The organism is Mesotoga sp. BH458_6_3_2_1 (assembly GCF_003664995.1).
Classification (GTDB): domain Bacteria; phylum Thermotogota; class Thermotogae; order Petrotogales; family Kosmotogaceae; genus Mesotoga.
Genome location: NZ_JFHL01000029.1, coordinates 189,520 through 207,781, shown reverse-complemented (window position 1 = coordinate 207,781; position 18,262 = coordinate 189,520). Strand labels below are relative to the sequence as shown.

Below are 18,262 nucleotides of genomic sequence, written 5' to 3'. Positions count from 1 at the left end.
GCCTTCATCTCTTTCTGCCCAACATCCCAAAGATGGCTTCGAATCTATGTAATACCGTGATATAATCTATCAACTTTTCTTTCTCCCAATGGAGGTCAATATGTTCTTTGCGATAATTCCGGCCATTGTTTTCGGCCGAGCGTTGGGTGCCAATGACGCTGCAAATGTTTATGGTACGGCCGTTACTTCGGGCCTAGTAAAATACCGCGTTGCGGTGGTACTCTCTGCTGTCTTCATAGTTATCGGTTCGCTTCTCGAAGGTTCCAGGGGTCTTGAGACTGTTTCCAGCGTCAGCAGCCAGACGCTCCTCACTGCTACCGTAAGCACCATTGGCGCGGCGATCTCGATGACGTTAATGACTTATTTGGGAATCCCATCTTCTTCATCTCAGGCAATGATGGGGGCGATTCTGGGAATCGGAATACTTAACTCCACAGTGGATTGGTCTGTACTTACGAAAGTTGTGATCTGCTGGATAACAACACCAATTGGAGCCGCAATCGGTTCCTTCTTTCTGTACAAAATCTTTGCAGTATTATTCAGAAGAATAAAGACCATTCAGGCTCAGGATCTTTCACTGAAGATTGGAGCATTGTTAATAGGTGCCTACGGCTCGTATGCTCTTGGCGCAAACAACGTCGCTAATGTCACCGGCCCGTACGCCGGCATAATTCCCTATGAAATCGCTGCGCTAGTGGGAGGATTAAGTATAGCACTTGGTGCCCTGACTTTTAGCAAGAGGGTGATGTTCACCGTTGGAAAGCAGATTACCCTGCTTGATCATTTCTCAGCAGTTATAGCGATGCTGTCCCATGCGATGACTGTGTGGGTCTTTGCAATAATCGGAGTTCCAGTTTCAATTTCTCAGGCAATAGTCGGCGCGGTAATTGGTGCCGGGCTGGCAAGAGGTTCAAGAAACATCAATTACAAGATTCTTCGAAACATCGCTCTTGGTTGGTTGCAGACGCCTTTAATTGCCGGTTTAGTTTCCCTAGGCCTCTATCTGCTCATAAAGGCCGTTGGAGGCTTTTTCTGATCACACTCTTCTCTTAAGAACGATTATCTCCATACGATCGGAGCAGTCCTCAGAGAGATTCGCAATGTCTCCAATTGAAAGAACAAGTTCACGGAGCTGCCTTTTCTCAGCGAGTGAGAGATTCATCTCGAAGATCTTCTTCACAAGCGCCCGCTCATGACTATCCTCAGTATTCTCGAGGCGTTCTGTTTCCTTTATCTTTTCTTCAGCGACGCTTAACTCTTGGAAGAGATTTACTGCCGCCTCCCTGGATGCCTCAAACGTCTCTGCTGCAAGCTGAACCTGCTTCAAGAAGTCTGTTTTCAACTCAGAAGGTATTACGAGATGCTGCAATACAATCTGATCAACCACGTTCTCCGCCTCATTCGCCACTTTGTCGAAAGACTCCGCAAGACCCAAAAAGTCGCCACGAAAATTTGGTAGGAACGCTCCCTGATACATCGAGTTTTCCATTTCGCGTCTCTTTGCATCGGCGGCCGACTCCATTTTTCGCACCTCTTCCGAATAGATCTCCACAGAAGATAAATCATCATTCTGGCTGGCAAGAAAGACCTTTTCAAGGTTTTCCAGGGTTCTCGATATAAAATCCAAATGCTCATTGAACAGCTGAATGATCGCCATTTCTTTCTTACCAAAAAACATGAGAGGTCCACCTCCGGGCTTCAATATACTGACAAATCCATTAGAGCCTCTGCTTCCTTTCACTTCATCACACCCTGTCCTCTGAATTTTCCGTGGTGTACTTGACAGACTCTAATAGATTCTATTATTTATATATTATGCCACTTTTATCTTAAAGTTATCTGGCAAGCACTAAATGAGATTCTTGGCTTAACTTCGAAGTTTTCAGCATAGAAGAAGTCCCAAATTATGAAGATCAAAGACGAGTGGAGGCGATGAAGTGCAAATAGTAGGCTACTCAAAGGAATTCACAGAACAGATGCTTCGCATTCAGAGTGTCTATGAAAAGAAGCATCCTCTAGCGGAAAGATTCACAGTTGAAGATCTAAAGAACCCATTGCTGAATGGAAGAAAGAATATTTTCCTCGCTGTAGACAATGGACGTGTAATAGGTTTCGTAAGGTTTCTTACGAGGCAGAATTTCAGTGAGTACCACTTCCATCACGTTTGGCTTGACATAATCATGGGCGAAGGAGCTGACAATGGCTTGATGTCACTTCTTTACGAGATTGCACTCCCTTCGATTGTAAATACGACCAGTAAGTTCTTTCCTGCAGCGGGAACGAAAATATGTGTCAGAATTGCCGACAGCGAGAGCGAAAAAAAGGATTTCTTCTCCAAAAAGGGCTTCACTCACTGGATAGACTTTCAATATATGGAAAGAGACTTGAATAGAGAAATTAGCTCGCACCCATCTCCTTCAGGTCTTACAATGTCAGAACTGAAGCCCAGAAAGCCTCCAGAAATTCTGAAATACCTCCTGGCAGAGCAGTCCTGTTTTCCTGATTCACCTCTCGAGTACAAGTATCTCCACTATTTCTTCAGTAGACCTGAATGGAAGAATGAAGGTCTTATCCTTGCCTCACTCGACCCAAAAGGCAATATCGCAGGAAGCGTCATGCTTTACCCGGATAATACTGACAGTTCAAAGTTTCACACCGAAGAAGTCTTCGTTGTAAAAAAGTGGAGGAAAAAAGGCCTTGCAAGAGCGCTTCTGGCTGAGTCTCTGAATTACCTTAAGAAAGAGGGAAAAGACAGAGCCTTTCTATCGGTTACTTCGGATCGCACTTCGGCAAAGAGGTTGTATGAAGAAGCCGGATTCAGATTTCTTTACAAGAGAGAAGTAATGACTCTCAAGATTTGAAATACTCTCTCTTTTCTGCGGTATCATTCCAGAAGCTCTGCAATGACGTTTCGAGATTCAGCGAACATGTGGTAAACGATTCACCCCTTTGTCTCTCTTTATGTAGATGTTTATTCTCAATGTTTGCTAGGATGCTTCCTTTTTGTTATACTCTCTTGGGAGGTGGAATCATGGAATCGTCTGAACTTTTCTGGGAAAGTAGTATCGAAGAACTGGAGGCCGGTTACAAGCTCCTGGACGGGGCATATATTTGTCTCTTATGCGGGAAGTCTTTTGAGAACGGACTGATATATCGAATCGGCGGCGATAAACTTGCGGACGCTGAGAGAGCTGTTAGGGAGCACATTGCTGTAGACCACAGATCTTCGTTTGACTCATTTTTGAGGCTTGATAGAAAATACACAGGCCTCTCGGAACAACAGCAGACCATGATGCAGTATTTCTACGAAGGCGTGGGCGATAAGGAGATTTCGAAACGCCTGAGATTAACTCAGTCTACGGTAAGAAACTATCGTTTCAGGCTCAAGGAAAAAGCAAGACAGGCAAAAATCTTCCTGGTTCTCCACCAGATGATGGAGAAAAGCGTTAACGAAGAAGACAGAATAGTCGACGTACATAGAAATGCTACTATGATCGATGAACGCTATTCAGTAACAGAATCCGAGCGGCTCGAACGCCTGTCAAGATTCTTCAATGAAAACGGTGAGCTTATTAGATTCCCGAAGAAGGAGAAGGACAAGGTAATCGTCTTGAGGGAGATTGCCAGAGTCTTCAAACCAGGCCTCAACTATAGTGAAGAACAGGCCAATGAAATGCTGAAAACATTCTATGATGACTATGTCCTTCTGAGAAGATGTCTCATCGAATATAGACTGATCGACAGGAAACCGGATGGCAGTGCTTACTGGCTGGTATTCTAATGAATGTTAATGGCAGTTTAAGTTGTCAAGCCTCATTCCAGTTATTGGCAAATATCGGAGATCCCAATAACAGGTCTTTACAGTTGTTAACACGCGAGAGTGTTATAATTGATTCAGTTATACAAACGAATAGCTACTTCACAAACGGAGGTGATTTTTTGAAGTTGCTTACAAAGACTGAAAAAACAACGATTAAGAGATTCGAGAATTTCGAAAAGGCGAACGAGGAAATAGGAATCGACCGAATTGTCGAATTTCTTCACACACATCTGGAAGAATACGGTGACGATAGATCGGCTATCAGAAGATCTTTGGACTATGCCTTCTCCGATGAGAAGGGAAAAGGCGGATTTGTGTTGGTAGCCATGCAAGGAAGAAAGATCGCTGGGGCCTCTGTGGTGAATGACACCGGGATGAAAGGCTATATACCGGAACACATTCTCGTCTATATTGCTGTCGACAGGACAGTTAGAGGGGCCGGTATCGGGAAGAAGCTGGTGGAGCAAATAAAAACGCTTTGCAATGGCGATATAGCGCTTCATGTGGAACAGAACAATCCCGCAAGATTTCTGTACAAGAAGATGGGTTTCAAGACAAAGTATGCAGAGATGCGGTTTGCCCAAGAATAAAATAAATGGACGATAGACTACAAACCTCTTGGAAAAAACGAGAACTTGTGAGAAAATTAAAATCGATAATAATCATCGGCAATAGGAGGTTTGATTAATGTCTGATGAAAATGAAAAGAAGATACTGGTTGTCTACTACTCTCATGATGAAAGCACGAAATCGATTGCAGAGTCAATAGCGAACGAAACGAATGCCGATCTTCTCGAGCTGAAACCTTTGGATGAAAAAGGTGGAAGGAGAGTTAGATACATTTGGGAGGGGGAAAGCGTAAGCATGAATCCCATCCCGTCTCTCGAACCTTTTTCGGTAGATCCGAATGAGTACGACCTCATTTTTCTCGGGACGCCGGTTTGGGCGATGAGTTACGCTCCGCCAGTGGAGAGTTTTTTGAGGAAAGCTACGCCTTCAAACAAAAACATAGCACTGTTTTGCACTCATGAAGGCCTAATGGGAATTGTCTTTCAGGAAATGATCAGCAAGTTGTCTGATAACAAGATAGTTGGTGCGATCGACTTCTACGATCCTATTGGCTCGGGTGTCAAGTACGCTGCAAATGCAAGCGCAAACTGGGCAAGGCAAGTACTGAAATCTATAAGCTAAGGATACCAATAACCATCGGCTGTGCGAGACCCTTGTCGCCGAACAATAGACAAGGGTCTCGTCTTTTTGAACCCGATCTAAATTCTTCGAATAATGAGAAGCTTGAGGAATCATCTGGCAAATGGGAAAAGCAAACACAGTTGCCTGACTATTTCCTTCCTCAAGAATAACGGTGACAGTAGTTTCTGTAAGCAAGCAGGATGCGGTATAATCTTGGCAAATGAATTGAAAACCGGATCTTAGAGGTGATGATTGTGTTGGAAGATTATAGGTGGATCTATTTGATCATCCTTCTGCAGGCAGTTCTTCTCGGAGTTGTGCTTTTCTTTGGACAGAACTTGACTCTCTACTCTGCCCAAAGCGGTTTGTCTCGTGGGGCAGACATAAGGGAAATAGCTGGCGATTTGCTACACGAGCATCTTGAAAGCTATGAAAATCGATCACTTCCCTCAGATTCAAGACTTTCCGGTTTCGTAATAGAAGACATCAAGATCCGTGAGGAATCATTTGACTCGGCTGTTTTGTTGGCTACAGTCTCCTTCAAGCCTTACGATATTGATGTTTCAAGATGGGCTTTCCTGCCTGATCGCGATGGTCATTGGATAAAGAACTATCAATTGACTGTGTACCTGGAAAGAGATCAGTCGGGTCGCTTTTCTATTGTTCGAACCGCCCCCTCTATTTAGAAGCCGTCTTTTCGTAGACCTGAAGACGATTCTTTCCCTTGTTCTTTGCTGCGTGAAGCGCCAGGTCGGCACGGTATATCATCCCGTCGATATTGTCTCCTTCTCCGAGATACTCTGTAATCCCTATGCTCACTGTTGTAACAACGTCCTCTTCCAGGCTTCTTTTCTCAAGTCGATCGAGAATTCTCCTGCCCATAGACTCGGCTCCTTCCATGGCAACTCCGGGCAGGATTATCAAGAACTCGTCTCCACCCCACCTGATTACCCGATCGGAATTCCTGATAACCATCTTGATGGACTCTACTACCCAGGAAAGAATAAAGTCACCATACATGTGGCCCAGGGAATCGTTTATAACCTTGAAATCATCAACATCAAGCATCATCAATGAGAGAGGGGTGGAGAATCGATTGGATCTTTCTATTTCCGCAGCAGAACACTCTGCGAGCCCGTACCTGCTAAGCGCACCAGTTAGAGGGTCGTAATAAGTGAGTCTTGTAATCTCTCCTCTGCTTCGAATTCTGCTTATTGCCTCCGTGACATGTGCCGCCAGTAATTCTGCGAGCTCAACATCCTCGCTGTCAAACGCGTCCAGCTCAGTCGATATCGTTTGAAACACTCCAAAGCTTCCAAGAGGTATGCTCAGCGCGGACCTGTAATCAGTACTTCTGGGCCTTGCCTCTTGGCTTTTGGAAATATCGGGAAAGATGAGAGTCTTTCCCTCCCATAGAGTCCTCCCGGCAACTCCTTCATACTTGCTGTAGCGTTCCTCACCATCATCTGGAACTGAATTGGTCACTCTCTTAACAACGAGATCTTCCCCCTCCACAATGTCCAGACTGTATACATCGAATTCTAGAATTCTGCAGGACGCATTTACGAAGAGATCATACACCTCTTCCTCCGTATCTGCCTTCGACAGTTCAAGGGCTACCTCATGAAGCCTCCTTATCTTGTTTCTGCTTATCCGGAGCTCACGCTTGACTTTCTCGCTTTCGCTAATATCGATCGAGTACTTGACGCTAGCGAATCCACAGTCTTTGTCTTTCAGATCAATGACGAAACTCCTAAAATACTTGGTTTCACCTTCGGATTGAACCGACTCAACAAAACTCTCCTTCGTTGGAGACATCTCCTGGCTTAGAGTGCTGAAGCCAGCTTCCTTTGCAATTTCATTCAACCACAAAGAATCGCTGGAGCTGTCTTTGATCGAAACTGCAACGGGTGCGTTCTGAACGATCTTCATGAAGGCGGCAAAAAGAAACTCTCTTCTACCTTCGCTGGCCAGGTGTCGACTTAACTCTTCGAATCTGATCTTGACTGTACAACCGTTCTTCTCGGCCTTACCCAGATAAAAGCGCGGCACTCCAAAAACCTCGGTACAGCACGCCAAGTCAATACTCTCTTCATTGCTTGCCGCTAAAATTATCGACCGTAGATCCTCAATTCCCAACATTGAGGAAAGTCTTCCAATGTCGCTGAACGCAGAGAAGAACTCACTCAGAACGGAGTCTGATTTTCCGGATCTTTTACTATCTATAAGAACGACGTCATCTTCATTCACGTTAAAGACTAATTCGAACTCTTCCATTTCTCGGGTAATGTAATGAAGAGATTTCGATTCAAAGTTCTCAAAAGGCATCACAATTCCCCTTTCCCCGAACATTCTAGTGCACCTTCCAACTTCTCAGCTCGGAGTGATGCAAACCCATGCCACCAGAATGAAAGTCATTGAATGATCGCTCTTAAGTTAGTATAATGAAGGCGTCGACAAAGAAGAGAACTCTGGGATGAGATTGATTTGAAAAGAACTTATCAATGGACAACAAAGGCCACGGCGCTAATAGTAGTTCTGATTATCGTAAAATTCCTTGTATTTTACGGTTATACTGCTGAGCTTGCAAGGGCCTCCCTCCTGCTTGGCACGCTTTCCTGGCTGGCATTCCTTCTGCTGCTTTTCTGGGTGGTGTTCAGAGGGAAGTTCTTTCTTTTGTACTGTGTTATATCGTGTATTCTCTTCGTTGATTTTTTGTACTTCCAGTATTTCGGGTTTCTACCTTCAGTGAAAGAACTTGTTCATGTCGGACACGTAGGTGCGGTAAAAGACAGCATAATTTACGTCCTTCATCCGGTAAGCTTCATTTTTATAGTGGATTTGATACCTGTTGGTTTCTATCTGAGAAGAAAGACTTTTCCTGTCGAAGAATGGACAGGAAGAAAGCCAGGGTACACGGATATCATTATAGCAATTGTCATGCTGATAAGCCTGATCGTACCTTTTTCCTCTGAAGCGCTGCAGTCTTACTTTGTCTTCAATAGATACGGTGTGCTCGCCTACCACATGTATGATCTGGTGAAGGCAATCCCCGGTGTTGACAAAGGAATAACCGTTGACGAAAGAGTCTCGTACAAAGGTTACGTAAATAAGATGGCCGAAGCAGGCAAATACTTTTCTATTGCAAAAGACAGAAATATCATCATAATACAACTAGAGTCCTTCCAGGACTTCCTTGTTAATTTCACCTATAACGGTCAGGAAATTACACCGAACTTAAATCGTTTGGCCTCGGCCGATTCCTTCTATTTTGATGAAGTATATCAACAGGTTGGAGCGGGCAATACTTCCGATTGCGAATTTGTTGTTCTGAATTCAATGCATTCGCTCGGAGAAGTCTCCGTATATCAGACAAGAGAAGACAACAGTTTTTACAGTCTGCCATCGCTTCTCAAGTCTGAAGGCTACCACACAGTTGCATTCCATGGCAACAACGGGTGGTTCTGGAATCGCGAGAAGATCTATCCGTCATTAGGTTTTTCCGATTTCATAAGCCTTGAGGACATGGACAGCGATGAGATTATTGGTTTTGGACTTAGTGATTTCTCACTGTTCAGGCAAACGCTGGAACATCTAGAAAATATTGTGGAACCGTTCTTTGCATTCATCGTGACGCTCACGAGCCACAATCCGTATGAAATTCCCGAGGAATTAAGAAGAATCGAGTTGCTTCCCGAGCACGAAGAGACCCTCTTTGGAAACTACATTCAGTCTGTCAATTATGCAGACAGGGCTCTCGGCGAATTCATAGAAGGTCTTGAGAAGGCGGGACTGTACGAAAACTCCCTGATAATCCTCTATGGTGATCACGCCGGGCTGTACCCGTTTAACAAAGAGAACAGAGACATCATGACCGATCTGCTTCATAGCGAGTACGATTTTCCGCAGGCGATGAATGTGCCGCTGATCTTTCACATGCCGGGTTCCGACCTTAGAATAGTTAACTCTACCGTTGGAGGTCAGATTGACTTCTTCCCGACTCTTCTGAATCTCATAGGAATAGTTGAGAGAAACGGGATCCTCTTCGGGGTTGATCTCTTGAATGCTTCACGGGGATTCGCCGCATTAACTCACTACGTCCCCGAAGGCTCCTTCATAGATAACAACAGGGTATTTATCATGTCAAGCGACGGAATCCTCAACAACAGCAGCGCAATTGACAGGAAGAGCGGTACAGAGATAGCTCCTTTCAGTTGCCTGGACGGATATAAAGACTCCATACAGCAGATAGCTGCCTCGAAGTATTTCATACTCAACGACTCGATATCGAATCTGACGGGCGCAAAAAGCGCTAAAGAAGACTAGACTTTGAAAGCGGAAGAATCAAGAGAGGTCTCGCTTCGTGGCTTTGCATGAAGCACTGTTTTGTTCTGCAGCAGAAGATGTCAAGAGATCTATCGTTTCTCTATTCTCCCTGAAGAAGTCGATATGACACGCAATTTAATCTGTTTTTTCTTGCTTATCCTATGCGCGCTATTGGTCGAGTTATTCCTTTATGCCTGTGCCGACAAGACTTTTCACGAAGAGATTCTGCAGCAGGAAGAAAACTATAAGCGTCGGAATGACTGCAATCATAGTCCCGGCCATGATTATCCCCCAGTTATTCGCTGATTCGGCATCGATAAGCATTTTAACTCCAATTTGCACAGTCTTCATCTTATCTTCCATCGTAACTATCAACGGCCAGAGATATATGTTCCAAGAATAAACAAAGTTTATGATTGCCGAGCCCGCAATAACCGATTTAGAAAGAGGCAGAAGGATCTTCAAGAAATACTTTATAGGACCGGCACCATCGATCCTTGCAGCATCCTCCAGAGAAAGAGGGATCGTCATGAACTGCTGTCTCATCAAGAAAGTGTTTGTTGCACTCGCCATAAATGGGATAGTCAGCGCCCAGTAGGTATTCACCCACCCAAATCTGTTCATCAACGAAAACAGTGGAACAATCATTATCGTTTCAGCCGGCAGGAAGAGAGTTGCAAATAGAAAACCGAAGGCCAGTCCTCTTCCGGTAAATCTGAAGTTTGAAAAGGCGTATCCCGCAAGTGTTCCCGTTACTAGCTTGCCAAGAGTAATCGCTACAGATACGATCGCGCTGTTTAGAAGCAGACGCGCGAATGGAACAGTCTTGAAAGCATCGAAGTAGTTCTTGATATGAAACGCTGTCGGGAAAAACTTCGGAGGGAAGGAAAAGACACTTTGAGGCGGCTGAAGGCTCATTGTAATAGCCAAGATCACCGGCATGATGAAAATGAAAGAGACCGAAATCAGCACGACTTCAATAATCACTGTATTCAGAATTTTTCTAGTTGACTTCTTCACAGCCTCACCTCATTGGTAGTGAACTCGCCTTTCTGCAACGGCAAAGTAGATGATAGTCACAACTACCATAATCATAAACATTATTACGCTCTGCGCAGAGGCAGGCCCCTTTTTCTGATAAGTGAAGGCGTCCAGGTACAATCTGTAGATCATATTAGTTGTGTAGCCGCCAGGTCCGCCCCTAGTCATTACATCGACTATTGCAAACGACGTGAACATCGTGCTAACAATATTCATTATTACGAGATAGAACGTTATTGGTGAGACCAGGGGGAAGATGATTCTCCATGTTTTCTTCATCACCCCAGCACCATCCAGAGTAGCTGCCTCAAGCAGGTCCCCTGAGATGTTCTGGATGCTGGCAATATAAAAGATCATATTAAAGGGAAGTATTTTCCATACCGTAGCGAAGATCAAGGCATAGAATGCATACGGTTTCGAAGTCAACCATTCGACCTGAACTCCGAAAAGCTTCATGAACACATAGTTGACATGACCAACAACCGGGTTTAGGAGAAAGGTCCATAACGTACCGGCAATTGCTGGTGAAACTGCATAAGGAGCAAATAAGAAAGTCCTGTAGAGCTTTGTGCCAGGAACATTCTGAGTAAGTAGCATAGCAATTATGAAGCCAAGAAATATTGAGACCGTCACAGATAGTCCCACGTAAACCACTGTCAACCGCACCGATGAGAGATACTGCTCATTGTTGAATAAATTAATGTAGTTCTGAATCCCCACAAAAGTAGTCTTGTTACCGAAAGTAGACACCCTGTAAAGACTCAACCTGAAAGCTTCTACTGCGGGATAGTAGATAAACAAGACTATTATCAGAAAGGTAGGCACCAGCAAAAGATATGGTAACCACTTTCGCATTCTCCACCTCCAGATCAAGTGAAGCGGGCCTTGAGCCCGCTTCACTCAGAAAAAGATAGGACTAATAGTTTGCTTCGTTATAGTCAGCAATTGCTTGTGTTGCACCTTTCTCGGCATATTCTAGCGCCTGGACAGGCGTCATTTCCCCTGCAATCATTTTCTCGATGGCAGTGGTCACAACCGTCCTGATCTCAGGAAAAGCTCCAGTTATTGCGCCGTTTGTATTGTAGCTTTGCACGGAAAGCAGAAGCTGCAGTAACGCCGTTAGGTGATCAGGATAATCACCGTAGTACCCACTTGCAACAAGCTTTTCAACTGAGTCTTTTCTGACTGGGAAATAGCCGGTCGCCTTGTGCCACTCAATCTGTTGCTCTGTTCCGGCCATGAATTTTATGAATTCCCATGCTGCCTTTGTTTCTGCATCTGGATGTCCGTCAATCAACCACAGACTACCTCCGCCGATAATCGCTCCTCCGGCCTTTGAGTCTGCCGGTCTAGGCAAGAAAACACTGCCGAGTTCAAATCCGTTTGTCTCCGCAGATTCCATCATAAGAGCTACATCAGAAGTTGAAGTCATGAGCATTGCGACTTTCTGAGAAATGAACAGGTTTCTTGCTGCGGTCCAATCCTCGAATTTGGTGTTAATCATGGTGCCTTCTTGGGACATTGCATTCCACCATTCAAAAATCGCAAGACCCTCAGGCGTGTTAAACACCGCTGCCGTAGGTCTCCCCGTTCTACCATTGTTCTGATTGATAAGAGGAGCATCTTGAGCTGCCATAAGCTGTTCGAAGAACCAGGAATTCAAAGACACTGTAAAACCTGCCTGCTCAACATTCCCCGAGGCATCCTTCACAGTGAGCTTTCGAGCCACGTCGATGAAGCTTTCGAAAGTCGTTGGTGGATCGTTGGGATCCAAGCCAGCCTTCTCAAAAAGCGTCTTGTTATAGAATACGATCGCGTTGGACGAGTTGAAGGGCATGGAATAGAGCCTGCCGTTCACTCTGTAATAGTTGAGTACCTGGGGCATGAACTTCCCGATGTCAAAGGACGGATCGGCCTCCATCATCTCTTCGATTGGAATTGCGACCTCTCCATCAATCATCATCTGAGTACCGATCTCGAAGACCTGAACTACGTGAGGAGCCGTTCCTGCCTGAACCCCGGCGATCATCTTGTTCAGAGTGTCTCTGTAGCTTCCAGTGTACTGCACTTCAACCTTGATGTCAGGGTGTAATTCCATAAATGCGTCTGCCTGAGACTGCAGAAAATCAATTCTCCAGCCACCCATTGCATGCCAGAACTGGATTGTAGTTGCGGACAATACGAGCGAGAAGATCAACACGATAGAAAGAAGAAGAAGCTTTCTCAAAAGAACCACCTCCGTGATTGGGATAGGATCTTAAGCCAAAGCAACTGCTCAGACAGACAAAGAGAAAACCGCCTACAAAAAGGTCAGGCGGTTTTCTCTTTGTCAGTACCACCATGTTTTCATTGTACTACAAAGCTTACAAAAAACAAAACATAGAATTACGCTTCTAGATTATCTGGTTTTTTCCCGGTAATCCAGGAGGAGCCTGTCGATCTCGCCAATCTTTCCACTCTCAGCCTTCCAGAAATCTTGAGACATAGTGCTGTTGAGTTCTTCAACTGTCCTTCCCTGTTGCTCAACCCAGGTATAATACTTCAAATTGTGCCATCTCATTCGGTTCTCCATTGTCCCTTCGAATATCCAGTCTGTCTTTGCTCCAAGGGCAAACGATTCGAACCTGTGCTTCGCTTCATCTCTGGTTAGGCTGCCATAGGTCTTTGTCATGTTCGCCATCACAGAATGATAGCGATCCATGTTGTCTGTTGCAATGGTCACGATGTTGTCTTTGCCGGTCATTTTGTAGTGCTTCGCCATCTTTATCGCCCCGACGATATTCGCAACTCCCGAGATACCGAATATATCTGCCATTGTCTCCACATCTTCTTCCTTGAGAAACTCCTTCAAAAACCTCTTGCCCTCGTCGTTGGTCATCACTTGTAGTAGTTTCTTGCATTCTATGTCGTCAAGCGCAACAACGGCATCGTTGTTCATCACATTGTGAATCCAGGTTACGTGTTTGTCTCCGATTCCTTGAATGTCGTGGCCACCATAGCCATTGAGCGAAAGAGTCGGGCACTGCACAGGTTCTCCTGCAATGATCTTTACTTCAGGATATGCTTCCTTTAGCCTGTCGCCGCAAGCGATAGTTCCTGCCGAGCCGACCGTTGCAACGACCGCGGAGACCCTGCCGTTACCGAGCCTGAGCTCGTCCATCATCTCCAGAATCGTGTTTCCTGTCACATAATAATGAAATCTATAGTTTCCGAGCTCGTCAAACTGATTTAAAACACGCACTTTTTCTGGATTGGCTGCCTTCAATTCTTTTGCTTTGTCGTAAATCTCCTTCACGTTCGACTCACAGCCGGGGGTTGCTATAACTCTCGCGCCATACTCTCTAATTATGTCGAATCTCTCAGAGGACATCTCTTCGGGAAGAATGACCACGGAATCGAACTTCATTCTGCATCCGACCCAAGCACCTCCGATTCCATAGTTGCCAGTGGAAGGCCAGACCAGAGTGTGGTAGGTTGGATCTACTTCGCCCCTCAAAACCTTTTCCATCAAAATCGAATAAGTCGCTCCCACCTTGTGGCTGCCCGTCGGGAAATCCTTTCCGTACAGGACGACAATGTTCGCATCTACTCCAGTGAATTCCTTCGGAAGAACGAAATAGTAGATCCTGTTGTCGATATCTCTCCAGGAAATGTTGTACAGGTTTATCGGATCCAGAGGATCTTCCTCCCTCATCTTCCAGGCAATCTCTCTCGTTTTTCTGTCGATCTTCTCTGGATGCAGCATTTCCTCGAACGTTGGACCAAGCACATACTTACCCATGTTAATCCTCCTTGTCAGACGCCAACTATACTAATTACTCGAATCACATTCGATTAGACTCAGCACGTATTCCGGAGTTACGGGTATTCTTCTTACCCGCTTTCCAATTGCCATGGAAACGGCATTGGCAACCGCGGCAGGAACCGGCATGAGTGATGGTTCACCAATTCCCTTAGCGCCGTACGGCCCTTCGGGGAAGGGATCCTCCACCACATCTATAACGAGCTCAGGGGGAACTTCATGGACAGTTGGGATAATGTATGTGTTGAAGTTGTCGGAGATGATTCTGCCATCCCTATGCTTCAAATCTTCATATATTGCGTACCCCATACCCTGAGCGAATCCTCCCTGTATCTGCCCTATCACTCCTTCGGGATTCACGGACTTTCCAACATCATGAGCTGTGAAAGCCTTCAAAACTTTGGTTGAGCCCGTTGCTAAATCAACTTCAACCTGTACAACCTGACTCGCATACGAGTAGGTTACATATGCCTCTCCGATCCCATTTTCCATATCGAAATTCAGTTTCGGAGTCTCATACCAACCGGTATCAAACAACTTGACATTTCTCTTATAAGCCTCTTCAACTATTTCATCGAATCTCATTCTCTTTCCGTCTTCATCATAAACAGAGCCGCCTCCGAACTTCACGCCGGCGGAGCTGCTTCCCGTTATTTCTCGGAACACGGGAATCAATTTTTCCCGCAAAGCAATACAGGCACTTCTTACCGCGTTTCCTGAATAGATAGTAGTCCTGGAGGCTACTGTCGGTCCACTGTCCGGGACAAAGGCCGTGTCCGGCTGATGGACCAGGATTCTTTCTATGCTCTGACCCAGTTCTTCGGCAGCCATTATCGCGATTACTGTCTTTGCCCCCTGTCCCATCTCCGTTCCACCGATTCTTACTTCTACAGAACCGTCCTTATTTATCAGGACGTGCGCGCCGGACTTGTCAAGAGCCTGTCCACCGGCGCCAAGACTTACACCGTAGAAGATGTGAGAAACTCCCACACCCCTCTTGAAATCCTCGTTGCCCTTGTTGAACTGCTCAGTCTCTGCCACCAGTCTCTGCCAGTTCGAAGCCTTCTTGACTCTCGATAGTGTCTCCGGTGCACCGACACTGTGAAGCAGAAGATGATCTGTAGAAGTTCTCGATCCTCTCTTCAGCGTGTTGATTTCTCTGAACTCCATGGGGTCGAACCCCATTTGAAAAGCTATATCATCAAGCATACTTTCGACAGCAAAGAGAACCTGCGGTGATCCAAAACCCCTGAAAGCTCCTGGCGGAACCTTGTTGGTGTAGACGGCGCAAACGTCGACATCGACATTTTCAATCTCGTAAGCTCCCGCTGCATGTACAAGCGTCCTGAACATGACGATTGGTGTGAGCGTAGCATAAGCTCCCATATCCATATAGGCCTCAATCTGCATCGCCTTGATTTTCTTTCCTTCAAGAGCAACTTTATAATAAGACTTGATCGGATGACGCTTTGAGGTGATTTGAATATCGATCTCTCTAGAATATATCAGTTTAGCGGGCCTTTTGAGATTGTAGGAGGCAACTGCTGCGTATGAAGCGACGTAAGAGGGAACATCTTCCTTGCCTCCAAATGCTCCGCCCGTCTCGGTCTGTATGACTCTGATCCTGCTCATCGGGACGCCGAGAACATGTGAAAGCGCTCCCTGCACGTAATAAGGGCACTGCATAGTACCGTAGACCGTAAAACCGTAGTCAATATCAGGTACCACTATTACTCCCTGGGTCTCCATGTATGCCTGCTCCTGATAGTGCGCATAGAACTCTCCTTCAAAAACAAGCCCAGAGTTCTCAAAACATCCGGAAGGATTCCCTTTTCGAATTTTCTTCGAGACTCCGATATTTGAATTTCCATGAACAAGAATTTCGTCCTTCAAGGCATCTTCTATTGTCAGTACCGGCCGTAGCTCTTCGACCTCTATCTTTACAAGATCAGCGGCTTCTTCGGCAGTTTTCTTATCCTTCGCAGCAACTACCGCCACTACGTCACCGTAAAATCTGATCTTATCTCCTTCCTTCACAAGGCAAGGCATATCCTTTATGACATCGCCAAGCTGGTTCTCACCGGGAATATCCTTCCAGGTGAAAATACCTTCCACACCGGGAAGCCTCATGGCGGCTGAAGTGTCAATCGCCTTGAGAATCCCGTGAGCTTTCTTCGCAATAACCAGAGCACAGTAAACCTGTCTGTCAAAAGAAACATCGGCAGCGAACTTAGCCCGGCCATCGACCTTTTCCAGCGCATCTACCCTCTTGATTTTTCTGCCGACAACTCTCTCTTGTAAATCAGACATTTTCACCCTCCTCAACGAAGAGCGGTACAAAGCCATTCTTCTCGACATCGACCAAGCCGAGATTCGTCAACTTCAATTTTGGTATAACCGAGAGCTGAACAAATGACAGGGTCATGAAGAGATCTGGTAAAATGCTTCCCATTGATTTTGCCGCTTCCTTCAGTTCAACCAACCTCTCTGCAACTTCTCTGCTGGTGAGGTCAGACATGAGTCCGGCTATCTTCAGAGGCAGCTCAGATATTATCTTTCCGTCAACTACAGCCACAAGACCGCCGCCCATTTCAATCACCCTGTTGGCAGCGAAGACCATATCGGAATCACTTACACCTAGTACGCCCAAATTATGTGAATCATGACCGACCGAAGTCGCCACAGCTCCTCTTTTCAATCCCGAACCCTTTGCAAATGCAACAGACATGGACTTTTCCTCGCTGTAACGACAGATCGCCGCAAGTTTCAATATATCATGCGAAGGGTCACTGACAACAAAGTCGTCTCTAATTCTCGCAACCGCAACCGAAGCTCCTGTCAAGACTTCACTTCCCAGAAGCTCGATAACTCTAATTCGTCTTCCTTCAGCCACCACTTTGAGATCGTTCTCACTTATCTTCTGACATTTGAAAGTGTTGATCTTCTCCTGAGGGAAGCTCCTGGAAATCACATCCGCCACAAGTTTGCCGTCTCTCGCGACAACCTTCGAGTCCTTGAAGACTATTCTCGGACTAAAGGAATTGAGATCGTCGACCACAACAAGGTCCGCCTTATATCCGGGTGCAATTGCTCCCATTGACCTGAGATTGTAGTGTCTTGCCGTGTTTATAGTTGCCGCCCTTATCGCAATTATCGGCTCAATACCGTGTTTTATGGCCTTTCTGACATTGTGATCAATGTGACCCTCCCTGATAATGTCGTCAGGGTGCTTGTCGTCAGTACAGAAAGAGACGAATGGATAAGTCTTGTCATTTATGAGTGGAAGAAGCGGAACGAGGTTTCTCTCAACACTGCCTTCTCTAATTAGAATCTGCATACCTCTTGAGAGTTTTTCACGAGCTTCCTCGACGGTTGTACACTCGTGTTCAGACCTCACAAATGCACATATATAAGCGTTGAGGGGCTTCCCTAGAACGCCAGGTATGTGTCCGTCTATCTTCTTGTATTTATGCCTAATCAATTCGATCTTTGCTATTGAGTCCCTATCACCGTTGATGATATCGGGAAAGTTCATCACTTCGCCCAGACCTAGAACCCTATTCTGAAATTTCTCAACGAACCCTATCATATCCATGACACTGATAGTTGCTCCCGACGTTTCCATTGTGGAAGCTGGTACTGCGGAAGGAATCATTATGTACAGATTAACGGGAACGCCCTCTGTTGACCTTATCATGTACTCTATTCCGGCAAGGCCCATGACGTTGGCAATTTCGTGAGGATCTGCTATCGCCGTTGTGGTTCCTCGTGCAAGAATCGTCTTGGAGAATTCGACGGGTGATACCATCGATGATTCTATGTGCAAATGAGCGTCAATAAGGCCAGGTACTACGTACGAACCTTCGAGGTCGATGACCTCCACGCCTTCTTCATAATCACCAATTCCGGCTATTCTCTTCCTGAAAAGAGCCAGATTTGCTTCTTCAACTTCGCCACTGAACACGTTGACCACTTTGCAGTTTTTCAGTAGAACATCGGCAGGCTTATCACCACGCGCTACTGGAATTATATCAATGATATTCGTTCCAATCGCCTCCTTTCAAGGGGGTCGTGGATAGGAA

Annotated in this window: 15 protein-coding genes; 7 read left to right on the top strand and 8 right to left on the bottom strand. The window is 45.7% G+C overall.

All coding sequences use genetic code 11. The features are described 5' to 3' along the window. Positions 1-100: 100 nt before the first annotated feature. Positions 101-1,036: an inorganic phosphate transporter gene (locus Y697_RS13635; protein WP_121552349.1), complete on the top strand. Its 936-nt coding sequence runs from the start codon at positions 101-103 to the stop codon at positions 1,034-1,036. Here Y697_RS13635 and Y697_RS13630 read toward each other — a convergent pair whose 3' ends face one another. Further along, positions 1,037-1,678 (bottom strand): TIGR00153 family protein, encoded by a 642-nt coding sequence (locus tag Y697_RS13630; RefSeq protein ID WP_121552348.1) that lies wholly within the window; start codon positions 1,676-1,678, stop codon positions 1,037-1,039. It abuts the gene before it with no gap. Between the two features lie 259 nt (positions 1,679-1,937). On the opposite strand from Y697_RS13630, the gene Y697_RS13625 reads away from it, so the two are divergent. The 5 genes from Y697_RS13625 (at position 1,938) to Y697_RS13605 (ending at position 5,697) form a co-directional block, all read left to right on the top strand. Further along, a complete protein-coding gene (locus tag Y697_RS13625) occupies positions 1,938-2,861 on the top strand; it encodes a GNAT family N-acetyltransferase (protein WP_121552347.1) in 924 nt (307 codons plus the stop codon). A 170-nt stretch (positions 2,862-3,031) separates the two neighbouring features. Beyond that, complete coding sequence (locus Y697_RS13620; protein WP_183083830.1) at positions 3,032-3,781, top strand: DUF2087 domain-containing protein; 750 nt, start codon at positions 3,032-3,034, stop codon at positions 3,779-3,781. Positions 3,782-3,939: 158 nt separating this feature from the next. Then, positions 3,940-4,410, top strand: a complete 471-nt coding sequence (locus Y697_RS13615) for a GNAT family N-acetyltransferase (RefSeq protein ID WP_121552345.1) — start codon at positions 3,940-3,942, stop codon at positions 4,408-4,410. Between the two features lie 97 nt (positions 4,411-4,507). Then, positions 4,508-5,011 (top strand): flavodoxin, encoded by a 504-nt coding sequence (locus Y697_RS13610; RefSeq protein ID WP_121552344.1) that lies wholly within the window; start codon positions 4,508-4,510, stop codon positions 5,009-5,011. Positions 5,012-5,265: 254 nt separating this feature from the next. Beyond that, a complete protein-coding gene (locus tag Y697_RS13605; protein ID WP_259462577.1) occupies positions 5,266-5,697 on the top strand; it encodes a hypothetical protein in 432 nt (143 codons plus the stop codon). Here the strand turns inward: Y697_RS13605 and Y697_RS13600 are convergent. Then, positions 5,690-7,363 carry a sensor domain-containing diguanylate cyclase gene (locus Y697_RS13600; protein WP_121552343.1) on the bottom strand — a complete coding sequence of 558 codons (1,674 nt, stop codon included), beginning with the start codon at positions 7,361-7,363 and terminating at the stop codon, positions 5,690-5,692. The two genes, Y697_RS13605 and Y697_RS13600, sit on opposite strands and share 8 nt — an antisense overlap. Positions 7,364-7,498: 135 nt before the next feature. Between Y697_RS13600 and Y697_RS13595 the strand changes: the two genes are divergently transcribed. Then, a complete protein-coding gene (locus tag Y697_RS13595) occupies positions 7,499-9,337 on the top strand; it encodes an LTA synthase family protein (RefSeq protein WP_121552342.1) in 1,839 nt (612 codons plus the stop codon). Between the two features lie 180 nt (positions 9,338-9,517). Here Y697_RS13595 and Y697_RS13590 read toward each other — a convergent pair whose 3' ends face one another. The 6 genes from Y697_RS13590 to ade form a co-directional block, all read right to left on the bottom strand. Continuing rightward, positions 9,518-10,357, bottom strand: a complete 840-nt coding sequence (locus Y697_RS13590) for a carbohydrate ABC transporter permease (protein ID WP_121552341.1) — start codon at positions 10,355-10,357, stop codon at positions 9,518-9,520. A 9-nt stretch (positions 10,358-10,366) separates the two neighbouring features. Then, on the bottom strand, positions 10,367-11,233 hold the full coding sequence (locus Y697_RS13585; RefSeq protein WP_121552340.1) for a carbohydrate ABC transporter permease: 867 nt from the start codon (positions 11,231-11,233) through the stop codon (positions 10,367-10,369). A gap of 61 nt (positions 11,234-11,294) precedes the next feature. Further along, positions 11,295-12,605 carry an ABC transporter substrate-binding protein gene (locus Y697_RS13580; protein ID WP_121552339.1) on the bottom strand — a complete coding sequence of 437 codons (1,311 nt, stop codon included), beginning with the start codon at positions 12,603-12,605 and terminating at the stop codon, positions 11,295-11,297. Positions 12,606-12,776: 171 nt separating this feature from the next. After that, positions 12,777-14,159 (bottom strand): PLP-dependent cysteine synthase family protein, encoded by a 1,383-nt coding sequence (locus tag Y697_RS13575; protein ID WP_121552338.1) that lies wholly within the window; start codon positions 14,157-14,159, stop codon positions 12,777-12,779. Positions 14,160-14,189: 30 nt separating this feature from the next. Then, a complete protein-coding gene (locus tag Y697_RS13570) occupies positions 14,190-16,490 on the bottom strand; it encodes a xanthine dehydrogenase family protein molybdopterin-binding subunit (protein WP_121552337.1) in 2,301 nt (766 codons plus the stop codon). Beyond that, on the bottom strand, positions 16,483-18,231 hold the full coding sequence (gene ade / locus Y697_RS13565) for an adenine deaminase (protein ID WP_121552336.1): 1,749 nt from the start codon (positions 18,229-18,231) through the stop codon (positions 16,483-16,485). The genes Y697_RS13570 and ade overlap by 8 nt, the downstream gene beginning before the upstream one ends. Between the last annotated feature and the right edge of the window lie 31 nt (positions 18,232-18,262).

Coding starts and splice junctions, on each gene's coding strand:
- Y697_RS13585 (WP_121552340.1), bottom strand. CDS start 11,233: ATGCGAAAGTGGTTACCATATCTTTTGCTGGTGCCTACCTTTCTGATA.
- Y697_RS13570 (WP_121552337.1), bottom strand. CDS start 16,490: ATGTCTGATTTACAAGAGAGAGTTGTCGGCAGAAAAATCAAGAGGGTA.
- Y697_RS13620 (WP_183083830.1), top strand. CDS start 3,032: ATGGAATCGTCTGAACTTTTCTGGGAAAGTAGTATCGAAGAACTGGAG.
- Y697_RS13635 (WP_121552349.1), top strand. CDS start 101: ATGTTCTTTGCGATAATTCCGGCCATTGTTTTCGGCCGAGCGTTGGGT.
- Y697_RS13630 (WP_121552348.1), bottom strand. CDS start 1,678: ATGTTTTTTGGTAAGAAAGAAATGGCGATCATTCAGCTGTTCAATGAG.
- Y697_RS13600 (WP_121552343.1), bottom strand. CDS start 7,363: ATGTTCGGGGAAAGGGGAATTGTGATGCCTTTTGAGAACTTTGAATCG.
- Y697_RS13575 (WP_121552338.1), bottom strand. CDS start 14,159: ATGGGTAAGTATGTGCTTGGTCCAACGTTCGAGGAAATGCTGCATCCA.
- Y697_RS13610 (WP_121552344.1), top strand. CDS start 4,508: ATGTCTGATGAAAATGAAAAGAAGATACTGGTTGTCTACTACTCTCAT.